13 protein-coding genes are annotated in these 12,830 nt (G+C 66.8%); 8 read left to right on the forward strand and 5 right to left on the reverse strand.

Annotation, left to right across the window (positions count from 1 at the left end):
* Nucleotides 1–16 precede the first annotated feature (16 nt).
* Both KDB89_RS07375 and KDB89_RS07380 read right to left on the reverse strand, forming a co-directional pair.
* Nucleotides 17–1,123 carry an AI-2E family transporter gene (locus KDB89_RS07375; protein WP_219079754.1) on the reverse strand — a complete coding sequence of 369 codons (1,107 nt, stop codon included), beginning with the start codon at nt 1,121–1,123 and terminating at the stop codon, nt 17–19.
* 40 nt (nt 1,124–1,163) lie between these two features.
* Entirely contained in the window at nt 1,164–2,255 is a 1,092-nt protein-coding gene (locus KDB89_RS07380) for an LLM class flavin-dependent oxidoreductase (protein ID WP_219079756.1), read from the reverse strand.
* Between the two features lie 113 nt (nt 2,256–2,368).
* Between KDB89_RS07380 and KDB89_RS07385 the strand changes: the two genes are divergently transcribed.
* The 6 genes from KDB89_RS07385 to KDB89_RS07410 all read left to right on the forward strand — a co-directional run bounded on the left by KDB89_RS07385 (nt 2,369) and on the right by KDB89_RS07410 (nt 7,760).
* Nucleotides 2,369–3,085, forward strand: coding sequence for a YggS family pyridoxal phosphate-dependent enzyme (locus KDB89_RS07385; protein WP_219079758.1), 717 nt, complete (start codon nt 2,369–2,371; stop codon nt 3,083–3,085).
* Between the two features lie 120 nt (nt 3,086–3,205).
* Nucleotides 3,206–4,597 (forward strand): ABC transporter substrate-binding protein, encoded by a 1,392-nt coding sequence (locus KDB89_RS07390; RefSeq protein ID WP_255555830.1) that lies wholly within the window; start codon nt 3,206–3,208, stop codon nt 4,595–4,597.
* A 73-nt stretch (nt 4,598–4,670) separates the two neighbouring features.
* On the forward strand, nt 4,671–5,639 hold the full coding sequence (locus KDB89_RS07395; protein WP_255555831.1) for a carbohydrate ABC transporter permease: 969 nt from the start codon (nt 4,671–4,673) through the stop codon (nt 5,637–5,639).
* Between the two features lies 1 nt (nt 5,640).
* A complete protein-coding gene (locus tag KDB89_RS07400) occupies nt 5,641–6,501 on the forward strand; it encodes a carbohydrate ABC transporter permease (RefSeq protein ID WP_219079760.1) in 861 nt (286 codons plus the stop codon).
* Nucleotides 6,502–6,971: 470 nt separating this feature from the next.
* The gene (locus tag KDB89_RS07405) at nt 6,972–7,385 is read left to right on the forward strand and encodes a hypothetical protein (RefSeq protein WP_219079762.1); all 414 of its coding nucleotides are present in this window, start codon (nt 6,972–6,974) and stop codon (nt 7,383–7,385) included.
* A gap of 30 nt (nt 7,386–7,415) precedes the next feature.
* The gene (locus KDB89_RS07410) at nt 7,416–7,760 is read left to right on the forward strand and encodes a hypothetical protein (protein ID WP_219079764.1); all 345 of its coding nucleotides are present in this window, start codon (nt 7,416–7,418) and stop codon (nt 7,758–7,760) included.
* Between the two features lie 145 nt (nt 7,761–7,905).
* Here KDB89_RS07410 and KDB89_RS07415 read toward each other — a convergent pair whose 3' ends face one another.
* From KDB89_RS07415 to KDB89_RS07425, 3 genes are all read right to left on the reverse strand, one after another.
* Nucleotides 7,906–9,216, reverse strand: coding sequence for an ISL3 family transposase (locus tag KDB89_RS07415; RefSeq protein ID WP_219079767.1), 1,311 nt, complete (start codon nt 9,214–9,216; stop codon nt 7,906–7,908).
* 869 nt (nt 9,217–10,085) lie between these two features.
* Entirely contained in the window at nt 10,086–10,463 is a 378-nt protein-coding gene (locus tag KDB89_RS07420) for a hypothetical protein (protein WP_219079769.1), read from the reverse strand.
* A gap of 116 nt (nt 10,464–10,579) precedes the next feature.
* Entirely contained in the window at nt 10,580–11,011 is a 432-nt protein-coding gene (locus tag KDB89_RS07425) for a VOC family protein (protein WP_219079771.1), read from the reverse strand.
* A 55-nt stretch (nt 11,012–11,066) separates the two neighbouring features.
* Between KDB89_RS07425 and metX the strand changes: the two genes are divergently transcribed.
* On the forward strand, nt 11,067–12,209 hold the full coding sequence (gene metX, locus KDB89_RS07430) for a homoserine O-acetyltransferase MetX (protein WP_219079773.1): 1,143 nt from the start codon (nt 11,067–11,069) through the stop codon (nt 12,207–12,209).
* Nucleotides 12,206–12,808 carry a methionine biosynthesis protein MetW gene (gene metW / locus KDB89_RS07435; protein ID WP_219079775.1) on the forward strand — a complete coding sequence of 201 codons (603 nt, stop codon included), beginning with the start codon at nt 12,206–12,208 and terminating at the stop codon, nt 12,806–12,808. Before metX ends, metW begins: the two co-directional genes overlap by 4 nt.
* Nucleotides 12,809–12,830: the final 22 nt, after the last annotated feature.

Here is a 12,830-nt window from a genome sequence, read left to right on the forward strand (position 1 = left end):
GGATGGTCTCCGCGAGTCAGAGCTCAGCAGTCGTCTTGGCGTCCTGGACCGGGACGACCATCTCGTTGATGACCATGAGGATCGACGCGGTGATCGGCACGGCGATCAGCACGCCGAGCAGCCCGAGGAGCGCGCCACCCACAAGGGCTCCGATGAGCACCAGAGCGCCAGGTACGGACACGGCCTTGGTCATGATCCTTGGCGTCATCAGGTAGGCCTCGACCTGCATGTACGCGAAGTAGACGATCACGAAGACGAGCGCGATCCATCCGACCGTGAAGAGTGCGACGATGCTGGCGATGATCCACTGCATGACAGAACCGATCATCGGGATCATCGTCACGACCAACGCCAGCGCCCCGAGCAGGGCGGCGAAGGGGACGCCGATGGCAGAGAGCATCAGGAAACAGACCACCGCGTTGCAGAAAGCCAGGACGGCCATCCCGGAGACGTAGCCGCCGACGGCGGTCGTCAGCTGGTCTGTGACGCGGGAGACCCGCGGCCTCACGTAGGCAGGGCTCAACCGCACCACGGCCCCCTTGACCTGCTCAAGGGAGGCAAGGAAGTACAGGGTCAGGACGAGGGTCAGCAGACCGCCGGACAGCGCCTCGACGACGCTGCTCCCGATTGCGAGCGCTCCGCCTCCGAGAGCCGCCAGGTTGGCGGGGTCGCTGATCCACCTCTGAAGCTGCGTCAGCAGCTGGCTGTACAGGTCCGCCTGCCCTGTCGCGTCGACGATCCGCTCGTACCAGGCCTGCTGTTCCAGCGAACGGATGAATGCCGGAGCCTGGGCGATGAGCTCGCCGATCTGCGAGATGGCCACCGGAACGACGATCGCCAGCAGGCCCACGATCAGCAGCGCGAACACGACGAACACGATGACGATGCCTAGGCCGCGGCCCACGCCGCGCTTCTGAAGCTTCTGGACGAGCGGCTCCAGTGCCATGGCGACGAAGAGAGCCACGCCGACGGTCACGAGCACCGAGGACAGGCTGGCGAGCGCACCGCCGAGGGCCAGCGCGATCAGGCCACCCACCGTGACGGTGAAGCCCAGCCGCAACGGGCCGGCGATGGCCCTGCGGGGGGTGCGGATCACATCGACTGGCAGGTTCTCCTCTGACATGCCCCTGACCCTAGTCCAGCGACGGGTGTGCGCACGCGGATCAGTACTCGGCGAGATGCTCCGCCAGCGTCGAGCCGGAGTAGTCCTCACGGAACAACCCCACGGCGGCCAGGGCGGGCACAACCTGGGTGGTGAACAGCTCCAGGGACTGCCACGAACCGGCGGGCAACGCGATGAGCCCGTCGATGGCGCCGGAGCGCGCCCTCTCGACGATGGCGTTGACGGCATCGGCCACCGTGCCGACGATGCTCCAGTGCCGTGCCTTCCCGGCCCGTGGGACCAGGTCCGCGCGGCCGGCGAGCGCCTGCGCCGCCTCCCTGGTGTCGGCCAGGCATACGGAGAGTCCCGGGAGCACGAGGGGCCGCCGTGGCCGCCCCAGCGAGTCCGCGGCGTCGTCAAGGCCCCGGACCTGCGCCAACCCCGTCTCCGCGTCGGGCTGCATCACGAAGACAGCGGCGGCGTGCCGGGCGGCGAATCCCTCGGCGCCGGGGGCCGCCCCAGCGTGCAGGAGAGGAAGGCGCCGCTCGTCGCGGGCGGGCGTCGTCAGTGGACCGGCCGACGCGTAGCGCCCGATCTGGGAGACACGTCGGATCCTGCGGACGTCGGCGAACTGACCGGTCGCGCGATCCATCCTCAGGGCTTCGGCGGGGAAGCTCTGACGCAGCGACTCGACGACCTCGATGAAGTCGCTCGCGTTGGCCTGCGGATCCTGCGGGCGCCGGACATTGCCGTAGTTGTCGGCGCCACCGAGGGAGGCCATCACGTTCCAGCCGGCCCGCCCCCCGGAGATCAGGTCGAGCGACTGCAGCTGACGGGCAACTGTGTAGGGCTGGGCGTACGCCGCGGAGACCGACGCGATGAGCCCGATGTGCCGCGTGTGTGCCGCAAGGAGGCCCATGAGGACGAGTGGCTCAAGGCTGCTGAGGCCGGGCCCCTCCTCCAGGGCACGCGGGTCGAGCAGCAGTGCGTCGGGTTTGAACACGAAGTCGAGATGGGCCGCCTCGGCCAGCCGGGTGACGTCGACATGGAAGTCCGCCGTGAAGAGCTCCTCGACGCGCGAGTCAGGGCGCCGCCAGGTGTCGCCGCGGAGCCACGACGGGGAAAGGCACAACCCGATCTTGAGGCGTCTCATCGAGGTCACTCTCTACAAGGTGAAGCTATTTGACAACCGACACTGCGCGATATTCGGCGCAGCGCCACTGTAGCCCAGGTCCGCGGACGATGCCGACGTGGGAGGATGAACTCATGGTTGATTCCACCCCTGACAGCGGGTTCGCCACCCGGCTGAAGGCTATCCGCGAACGCATCGACCTGGCCGCCAGGTCCGCAGGCCGGAACCCCGCCAGCGTGAGACTGCTTCCAGTGACGAAGACTGTGGAGGCAGCCCGCTTGCGGGAGGCCGTCGCGGCCGGCTGCCGCCGGCTGGGGGAGAACAAGGTGCAGGAGGCGGCCCGCAAGCGCGACGAACTGACGGACCTTGACGTGGAATGGTCAGTCATCGGACACCTGCAGACCAACAAGGCGCGCGACGTCGCTGACTTCGCGACCGAGTTCCAGGCGCTCGACTCGCTCCGGCTGGCAGCGGCCCTCGACCGGCGCCTCCAGGCGGTGGGGCGTGGGATGGACGTCCTCGTCCAGGTCAACACGTCCGACGAGGCGAGCAAGTCCGGCGTCGCACCGGGGGAGGCCCTCGACCTGCTGCGGGCGCTCCGGCCGTTCTCGTCGCTGCGCGTCAACGGGCTCATGACCCTGGCCGCCCGATCCGAGGACGACGAGGCGGTCCGGGCCTGTTTCCGGCGGCTGCGCGACCTGCGGGACCGCGGGCTTGACGAGTCACTGGTGGGCGACGGAGAACTGTCCATGGGGATGTCCGGAGATTTCGAAACAGCCGTCGAGGAGGGCGCGACCTGCGTGCGGATCGGAACTGCCCTCTTCGGCGTGAGAGCGCTTCCCACGAAGTGAGCCGCGTGCGTGGTACGCGATACCCATCGTTACAATAATGTGACTCCTTCAGGTTCCTACTAGGCCCGATGCGGCCTATTGTCACGTGCATAGACCGACCACAGGAACAAAGGAGTCACCGTGGCACGTCGCAGAATCCCCGCGATCCTGCTGGCCTCAGGAGTCGCAGTTTCCGCGCTTCTGACCGCCTGCGCAGATACCCAGACATCGAGCACGACCACCGCCGAGGCCACCACCTCCGGGAGTGCCGGCGAGGCCGGCTCGTTCGACTGCTCGCCCTATGAGGCCTTCGGCGATCTGAACGGCACGACGGTGACCGTCTACACGTCGATCGTCGCCCCCGAGGACCAGCCGCACATCGACTCGTGGAAGCCCTTCGAAGACTGCACGGGCGTCGACGTGCAGTACGAGGGCTCGAAGGAGTTCGAGGCCCAGCTCATCGTGCGCGTCAAGGGCGGCAACGCCCCCGACATCGCGTACGTCCCGCAGCCCGGCCTGCTGCAGACCCTGGTCCACGACACCGGCAAGGTCGTCGCGGCGCCCGACGCGACCGCGGCCAACGTCGACGAGTTCTTCGACCCCGCGTGGAAGGGGTACGGATCGGTCGACGGGACCTTCTACGCCGCCCCGCTGGGCGCGAACGTGAAGTCGTACGTCTGGTACTCGCCCAAGGTCTTCGCGGAGAAGGGCTACGAGATCCCGGAGACGTGGGACGACCTGATGGCGCTGACCAAGCAGATCGCGGCCGACGACCCTGACGCCAAGCCCTGGTGCGCGGGCTTCGGATCGGGCGACGCCACCGGGTGGCCCGGCACCGACTGGCTCGAGGATGTGCTGATGCGCACGGCCTCCCCGGAGGTCTACGACCAGTGGGTCGCGCACGAGATCCCGTTCAACGACCCGCAGGTCGTGGAGGCTCTCGACACCGTCGGCGCGATCCTCAAGGACAGCGCCTACGTCAACGGCGGCTTCGGCGACGTCAACTCCATCGCGACCACCACGTTCCAGGACGGCGGACAGCCCATCCTGACCGGTGGGTGCTACCTGCACCGCCAGGCGTCGTTCTACGCCGCCAACTGGCCGGAGGGCACCGACGTCTCCGAGAACGGCGACGCGTGGGCGTTCTACCTGCCGGCCGTCGACCCGAGCGCCGCCAAGCCGGTCCTCGGCGGCGGCGAGTTCGTCGTCGCCTTCGCCGACCGCCCGGAAGTGCAGGCGTTCCAGACCTACCTCTCCAGCGCGGACTGGGCCAACGAGAAGGCGAAGGACACCCCGAACGGTGGCTGGGTCTCGGCGAACAAGGGCCTCGACATCAACAACCTCGTCTCTCCGATGGACCAGCTGTCGGCCACGACGCTGCAGGACGAGGCGGCGGTGTTCCGCTTCGACGGTTCCGACATGATGCCCGCCAAGGTGGGAGCCGGCACCTTCTGGAAGGGCATGACCGACTGGATCACCGGCCAGTCAACGCAGGACACCCTCGACTTCGTCGAGTCGTCCTGGCCTTCGTGACCCCATCTGACACGGCCGGTGGGGCGGGCCTGAGGGCCGCCCCACCGGCGTCTGTCCGGACAGGAGACACTCCGTGACCCAGATCGTTGACAAGTTCCTCGCGATGTTCGGCGCGATCGCGCTGTTCGCCGTGGTCGTCGCCCTCATCGTGGGCATCGCCTGGCTCGTCGGCCGGCTGCGCTCGCGCTCGTCGGACCGGCTGCAGGGGGTCGTCTACGTCGCCCCCGTCGTCCTCATGCTCGCAGCCGGGCTGGTGTACCCGGCGCTCCTGACGATCCGCCAGGCCTTCGGCGGCCCGACGGGCGACGTCGGCTTCAGCCTGACCAACTTCGCGAACATCTTCACGAGCCCGGAGCTGCTGCGCCCGTTGATCAACACGGCCGTCTGGGTGATCGCGGTGCCTGTGCTGGCCACGGTCGTCGGGCTGGCCTACGCCGTGCTGGTGGACCGGTCCCGCTTCGAGGCCTTCGCCAAGGCCCTCATCTTCCTGCCCATGGCCATCTCCATGGTCGGCGCATCCATCATCTGGAAGTTCGTCTACGAGTACCGTCCGGCCGGCGCTGCCCAGACGGGCCTCTTCAACGCCATCATCACGACCTTCGGGGGAGACCCCGTCGACTTCATGCAGTCGCGGCCGTGGAACACCTTCTGGCTCATCGTCGTCATGGTGTGGATCCAGGCCGGCTTCGCCATGACCGTGCTCTCGGCCGCCATCAAGGCCATCCCCGACGAAGTCGTCGAGGCAGCCAAGATCGACGGCAGCACCGGCTGGCGGCTCTTCCGCAGCATCACGCTGCCCAGCATCCGCGGGTCCGTCGTCGTCGTGCTGACGACCGTGGGCATCGCCACCCTGAAGGTCTTCGACGTCGTGCGCACCATGACCGGCGGCCAGTTCGACACCTCGGTGCTGGCTCTCGAGTTCTACAACTACTCGTTCAGGTACTTCGAGTACGGCACGGGAGCCGCCATCGCGGTCCTGCTGTTCATCCTCGTGCTGCCGATCGTCATCTACAACGTCATCCAGACGAGGAGGGACGCCTGACATGGCAAGGACCGCAGCGGGCAACGCCGCCCGCGCCATCTCATCGCCCTGGGCCTCCGTGGTGGCCGTCCTGCTCGCCGTGGCCTGGACGACGCCGACCCTCGGGCTGCTCATCACGTCCTTCCGTACGCAGGAGGACATCCAGACCACCGGCTGGTGGACAGCGTTCACGAACCCCTGGTTCACCATGCGCAACTACCAGGAGGCGCTCTTCGGGGGCTCCACGAGCCTGATCGACTACTTCATCAACTCGATCGTGATCACCATCCCCGCGGTGATCATCCCGCTGCTGCTCGCAGCCCTCGCCTCCTATGCGATCGCGTGGACGAAGTTCCCCGGCCGCGACTGGCTGTTCGTCGGCATCTTCGCCCTGCAGATCGTCCCGCTGCAGGTGGCGCTGATCCCGCTGCAGCAGGTCTACAACGTGCTGGAGTTGACGCCGTTCTGGCGGGTCTGGCTCTCGCACTCCATCTTCGCGCTGCCGCTGGCGGTGTTCCTGCTCCACAACTTCATGAAGGACCTGCCGGCCGACCTCATGGAGGCGGCAAGGGTCGACGGCGCAGGGCACAACCAGATCTTCTTCCGCATCATCCTCCCGCTGATGAAGCCGGCCCTGGCGAGCTTCGGCATCTTCCAGTTTCTGTGGGTCTGGAACGACCTGCTCGTCGCGCTGATCTTCGCCCCGTCGCGACAGTACGCGCCGCTGACGGTCCGCGTCGCAGAGATGTCCGGCACCCTCGGGGGCCAGTGGTACCTGCTGTCCGCCGGCGCGTTCATCTCCATGATCGTGCCCGTGATCGTGTTCCTGTCGCTGCAGAAGTACTTCGTCCGCGGCCTGCTGGCGGGCGGCCTGAAGGGGTAGGCGCGGCCCATTGGCGACATCACCTTCTCGGAGCCCTGGCCCCGTGACTGGGCCCCGGCTCCGTTGCCTCGGGCGGCTTTCGCCCCGTCTCGCCTCAATCCTGGAGCTGGTCGGTACACCTGACTGGACTCGTCGCCTCACGCTGCGCGGAGCGCGTTCCCCTCACCGCTGTTGATCAGAGTCTCGGTGCCGACCCGGTGGCCGACGACACTGGCGCCCTTCGAGGTCCTCATGGATGCCGACGTCGACGTGTTCTCGAGTTCTAGGCCGGTGACTGTCTCCGCAACCGGCTCAGGCGCGACGGCGACAGCCGAGCCCGTGTCCCGGTGACCCGATCCACCAGCTCTACTTGGAGGCCCGCGCCCGCCTGCGGTCGCGCGATACGACGATTGCGGCGAGGCGAGGAACACCAGCGCGGCGATCCACCGGCCCGGAACTGACGGTGCCACTTCTGTGATTGGCTGGGGTGCATGAAGCAATGGCTGCTTGCATGCCTGAGCGCACTATTTGTGGCTGCGTTCGCGTTGTTTGCCGTGGCGTCTTGGCAGCTCTGGTGGACCCCGAGAACTGTCTACTCGTGCGACGGGCTGCCCAGTGGCGCCTCAACGCCTATGGCCGCTGCTCAGGAGTTCACGGATGCCCTGGTCTCCTCAGACCCTGCCGCCATGTGTGCGGTCCTGGTCGACAAGCAGACCGATGCGCAACTGGAAGAACTGGCAGCGGAGGTCCGCGAGCAGCTGGGAGCGCCCTCCTCGGCGGATCAGGTCCAGATGCGGCTGGGTGACGAAGACGGCAGCAGGTCCACGCTCACTCTGGAGGGACCGGGTGGCACCGTTGAAATGTCCGTCTTCTTCTTCTACAACTGGTACCGGGTCGAACTATGACGTCGCTGAGTGATTGGCGGAGTGTTCGCCATGATCGCCATCGGTGCTCCTGAGGCGTCCGTCGAGGTCTGCAAGGTCGGCCGTATCGCGACATGCCGTGCCAGCGGTCGGGGTAGCGGAGCCGTGCTTGTCGACTACTTGCTGGAACCAACTGCTCTGAACGCAACAACTCTTGGCTCGGACACCTCGACGGTGACGAGGCCACCCGTGGGGGAATACAGGGAAGGGGCATATTCGCCCGCCATGTTCTCTCCAACCGCGCATGGGACCACCAGCGACCCCAGCGGGGTATCACCCTGGGTAATAGTGATCGTTGTGGACTCAACCGTCTCCGTCAAGCATGTCGTCAGTATCGAGATGCTGTCGTCGGAGTGATTCGGATCGAATGAACCCGGTAGTGGGAGGCCGTCCCGGGAAGACAAGTACACACGACTCGGTGCCAACGCGCTCAGGCGCTCGTCCAGAAACTGTTCTGCGTCCTCACGGCTCGTTTGAGGGCTCTTCTGACTTGAGCGTGGGGTCAGAGGCGTAGTCCGCCGCCGATGAGGAGCATTCTGAGGCGGTAGTTGTCGGGGTCGCGGAATCCTCGGGCGATGCGGCGGGCGAGTTCGATCAGCCCGTTGATGGCTTCGGTTCCGCCGTTGTTGGCGCCGCTGGTGGTGAAGTAGCCTAGGAACGCGTCTCGCCACTGGTTCAGGGTCCGGCCGAGGCGGGCGATCTCCGGGATCGGACACGACGGGAACGTGGCCAGGATCTTCTCTGCGACCCTGCGCCCGTCGGCGTGGCTTGGCTGGTGGTAGACCGAGCGCAGTTGTTGGGCGCAGTGCCAGGCGACCTCGACTTCGACGTGGCGGTCATCGGCGGTGAACGCGGTTTTGAGGCGGGTCTTCTGCCCGTCGCTGAGGTGTTCCAGACCGGCGCGCAGCAGGTTCCGGATCCGATACAGCGGATCGTTCTTGCGGCCGCGGTGGCCGTGGATGTCTTGCTGGACCCGGCGGCGGACCTCATCGACCGCGGCCGTGCCAAGCTTGACGACGTGGAACGCGTCAAGCACCGCGATGGCGTCCTCCAACTGGTCGTCGATGGCGTTCTTGTAGCCGTGGAACGGGTCCAGCGTGGCGATCTCGACGCCTTCGCGGAACGTGTCGCCGCGGACCTTCAGCCACGACGTGTAGGCCTCGCCGGAACGACCCGGGACCAGATCAAGGAGCCGCGCCCGGACGCGTCCGTCCTTGTCACGGGTGAGATCAACCATGCCGGTGAACTCCTTCGGGCCGCGTCCACCCTGCTCGACAGGCCTGGTCGAGACGTGATGCCAAATGTGTTCGTCAACACCCAGCGAGGTGACACCGGCGAAGCGCGACTCATCGGCAGCAGCGGCTTCAAGGTTCGGCTTGACGGCTCGCCACAGCGTCCTCCAAGCACAACCCAGCTGACGGGCAAGACCCTGAACCGAAGCGTTCTCGCGGCGCATCTGCCCGACCGCCCACGATGTCGCCCGAGCGGTGAGCAACGCTCTGGGCCGCGCCACGTCGGGGTCTTGTTCCATGAACGAGGTCACCGGACACGACGGCTCCGGACACAGCCATCGTCGTTTCCGCCACCACAACCGCACCGGCGCCGTGAAACAGGCAGCGTCGATCAACTCCACCCGCTGCCGGCCATGCGCATGCGCCACGACCCCACATGTCGCGCAGCCCATCACCGCAGGAGGCCGAGACTCGACCTCAACCCGAAGCCCCGCGTCGTCGCGATGGACACCGGTCACATGGAGCCCGGGCAGGCCCAGAAGAACATCACAGCGCTGGCAGTAGGAAGTAGGATCGGGCATCGTCGAGGTCCTCGAAGTCGAGTGGTGTGGTAACCCCGATTCTTGAGGGCCTCGACCCCCTCCACCCCACCGACACGCCCACCATCGGATCCACGCTCAACCCACGCTCAGGTCCGAAGAGCCCGTTTGAGCGGCTGTGGCTGGCCCATCGGCGGTTGCCGTGTGCGATGGTTCCTCGGGTGCGGATGGAGCCGGCGTGTTGACGTCGCAACCAGTCAGGGAAACCAAGAAGAGGCACCAAACCGCGAGAGCGCCTATTCGGTTCCTCCTTCTGGGCTTCACAGCACCGAGCATTGCGCCTGCTGGAAAGCAGTGTCAAGGGTGGCACGTTTGGGGGTGGAGGTCGCCCCGCCCCAAACTACCCTTCTTTCGGCACGGGCGACCCATGCAGCAGTCCTGCTCCGAAGTGATCCTGGTCTCTTGGGCCTTCGACGTCGATGCGGATCGCCTCATGAACAAGTGCGCCGGTCTGAATAGAGACTGTCGAGATCTGGTAACTCCGGCTTCCGCCCGGGCGCTCCACTCGCACAACAACGTCGGCTTGGGGTAACCACGAGCTCCGATCATCCTCGGCGCGACGCAGTAGGCAAACCGTTTCCCCTGTGGCTAGAGCGGAGCTCCACAGCCCACTTTCTGAATGCCACACGACACCATCGTTTCCGATGAAACACACATCATTGAGCTCGTCGACATCAAGGTCGGCTTCGGCCCGCAGCATCTCGCCCCAGCGGCCGCGGTTGTCGCTGGCCCGGTGCTGCCTGTTGGTGTTCGGGTCTATACCTGCCCCGGTGTGCGGCGGCAGGCGAAAACGGGGAGTCGAGGAGGGCCTTTTCTACCGCGTCGGGGCAGCCGGACTATCTACCCGTGCGTCACCGTGCGCCGGCAGAGAGCCGCCGCCAGGAGATGAACCCGTCCTCCTCGCAGAGCTCGAGCGTCATCGGCCCGTCGTCGGTGATGTAGTCAGCGGTCAGCTCCTCGCTCAAGTGAACGTCGGCCAGCGACTCGTCATCGAACTCAGTGAGCGCTGCGAGGTACCGCCTGAACAGCTCCGGTTCGGGAACGATGATCTCTGCAATCCCGAGTTCGTCGATGACCAGCCGCTTGACCGGGACCCCTCCCGCGAGAGGACCTTGAGTAGAAAGAGCATTGGGGACCGGTAGGCGTCCACCGAGTCGAGGATGGCTTCCATGAACAGGTCTCCTACGTGCAGTGGTCTTGGAAGGGTAGGCGCTGATGACGCTCAGCACCCTCCCGGGGCACGCCTCTGGCTTGCCTCAGGCGTCGTGGAGCCGATCCATCACCTCACACCGCTACACACGCGACCGCGGGCGCCGCTCGCTTCCACACGGTGGGCCGCCCGCCTTCAGATGACGCAGAACTCGTTGCCTTCCGGGTCCGCCATCACGATCCAGTGGCCGAGCATCGGGTCGTCGAAGACCAGCATCTCGGTCGCACCGGCGGCCACCAGCTCGTCGGCCTTCGCGCGCAGCGCGCCCCTGTCCTTGCCCTCGGCGGACTCGCTGACGACCACGTCAAGGTGGAGCCGGTTCTTCGCTGTCTTCGGCTCGGGGACCTTCTGGATGAAGATGCGGGGACCGGCGCCGGTCGGGTCGACGATCGCGTTGGCGTCGTTCCACCGCTCCTCGGGCAGCCCCCAGGCGGTCAGCGCCTCCTCCCACGTGGAGTGCGGGGCGGGCGGGTCCTCCCTGCGGTAGCCGAGGGCCAGTGCCCAGAACTCGCCGAGGGCGGTGGGGTCACTCGCGTCGAGGGTCAGGTGAAAGGGGTGTCTACTCATCTGCCCACGATGAACGAGCGGATCGCCGCGGTCAAGAGTTTGCAACAATGACCGCGTGACTAGCTCCGCTGCCGACGGTCTTGGCGTGGTCGAGACGCACACCGCGCGCGTGTTCGATGCCGCGAACCCTCTGGTGCTCGCGAGCGGGGCGGTGCTGCCGCAGGTCGACGTGGCCTACGAGACGTACGGGACCCTCAACAACGAACGCAGCAACGCGATCTACATCTGTCACGCGCTGACCGGCGACGCGCACGCCGCCGGCTACCACGTCGGCGCCACCCGCCCCGGCTGGTGGGACAACCTCATCGGGCCCGGCCGCCCGATCGACACCGACCGCTGGTTCGTGGTGGCCTCCAACATCCTGGGCGGCTGCCAGGGCAGCACGGGGCCGTCGTCGATCGACCCGCGCACCGACCGGCCGTATGAGCTGAACTTCCCGCTGCTGGACATGGCCGACTTCGTCTCGGTGCACCGCGGCCTCGCCCGGCACCTTGGCATCGAGCGGTTCGCCGCCGTCGTCGGGGGATCGCTCGGCGGAATGCAGGTACTCCAGTGGGCCCTGACCCACCCCGAGGACCTCGACCGGGCCGTGATCCTGGCGGCCTCGAGCCGGCTCACGGCTCAAAACATCGCCTTTTCCGCGGTAGGGCGCCAGGCGATCATGCGGGACCCGGACTTCCACGACGGCCGCTTCATCTCGCAGGGCGCCTTCCCCGGCAAGGGGCTGTCGGTGGCGCGGATGATGGCGCACATCACCTACCTCTCCGAGGAGGCATTCCAGGAGAAGTTCGGCCGCTCTCCACAGGAGGGCGAGCTGTCGCCGAACTTCGGCGTCGACTTCGCCGTCGAGAGCTATCTCGAGCACCAGGGGCAGCGGTTCCTCAGCCGCTTCGACCCGCTCAGCTACCTGTACCTGACCAGGGCGATGGACTACTTCGACCCCTTCTCGCGCGACGGAGCGCTCGACCTGCTGGTCGCGGACCCCGTCCGTTTCCTCATCATGAGCTTCGACACCGACTGGCGGTTCTCCACCGCTCACTCGCGGCGGATCGTGCGCCACCTGGAGGGGGCTCGGCTGCCGACCTCGTTCAGGGAGATCTCCTCGCCGTGGGGGCACGACTCTTTCCTGCTGGAGATCGATGACTACCACGCCTCGGTGCGGGCATTCATGGACCGGGCGGCGGAGGAAATCGCATGAGCCTGCAGTTCCGGGCGGACCTCACGCTGATCGCCGACCTCGTGCCCGAGGGGTCACGCGTGCTGGACCTCGGCTGCGGCAACGGCGACACGCTGCAACTGCTCGCGGAGAAGGGGTGCACAGGCGTCGGAGTCGACCTCGATCCCGTCAACGTGCTGGCATGTCTACGGGCCGGGGTCGACGTGATCGAGCTCGACCTCGACACCCAGCTCACCGAGTTCGGCGACGACAGTTTCGACTTCGTCGTGCTCTCGCGCACGCTGCAGACCGTGCACCGGCCGCGCGAGGTCCTCCGTGAGATGGGCCGCATCGCCGTGCACTCGGTGGTGTCCATGCCGAACTTCGCCTACTGGCGCAACCGGCTGCGGCTGCTGGGCGGCCACATGCCCATGTCGAAGGACCTCCCGTACCACTGGTACGACACACCCAACCTCCACCACTCCTCGCTGCCGGATCTGGAGCCGCTTTTCCGGAGCCTGGAGATGGAGATCGACCGTCGGATCCCGCTCGACGCGGAGGGCCACCCACACCGGCTCGGCAATCTCGCGGCCAACTGGGCGGCGAGCTCGTCGCTGTACCTGCTGCACGCCCGGCGCTGACGCGGCCCGCGATTCCGGGGAG

Source organism: Tessaracoccus palaemonis (genome assembly GCF_019316905.1).
In the GTDB taxonomy this organism is placed as follows: domain Bacteria; phylum Actinomycetota; class Actinomycetes; order Propionibacteriales; family Propionibacteriaceae; genus Arachnia; species Arachnia palaemonis.

Coding starts and splice junctions, on each gene's coding strand:
- KDB89_RS07375 (WP_219079754.1), bottom strand. CDS start 1,123: ATGTCAGAGGAGAACCTGCCAGTCGATGTGATCCGCACCCCCCGCAGG.
- KDB89_RS07380 (WP_219079756.1), bottom strand. CDS start 2,255: ATGAGACGCCTCAAGATCGGGTTGTGCCTTTCCCCGTCGTGGCTCCGC.
- KDB89_RS07385 (WP_219079758.1), top strand. CDS start 2,369: ATGGTTGATTCCACCCCTGACAGCGGGTTCGCCACCCGGCTGAAGGCT.
- KDB89_RS07400 (WP_219079760.1), top strand. CDS start 5,641: ATGGCAAGGACCGCAGCGGGCAACGCCGCCCGCGCCATCTCATCGCCC.
- KDB89_RS07405 (WP_219079762.1), top strand. CDS start 6,972: ATGAAGCAATGGCTGCTTGCATGCCTGAGCGCACTATTTGTGGCTGCG.
- KDB89_RS07410 (WP_219079764.1), top strand. CDS start 7,416: ATGATCGCCATCGGTGCTCCTGAGGCGTCCGTCGAGGTCTGCAAGGTC.
- KDB89_RS07415 (WP_219079767.1), bottom strand. CDS start 9,216: ATGCCCGATCCTACTTCCTACTGCCAGCGCTGTGATGTTCTTCTGGGC.
- KDB89_RS07425 (WP_219079771.1), bottom strand. CDS start 11,011: ATGAGTAGACACCCCTTTCACCTGACCCTCGACGCGAGTGACCCCACC.
- metW (WP_219079775.1), top strand. CDS start 12,206: ATGAGCCTGCAGTTCCGGGCGGACCTCACGCTGATCGCCGACCTCGTG.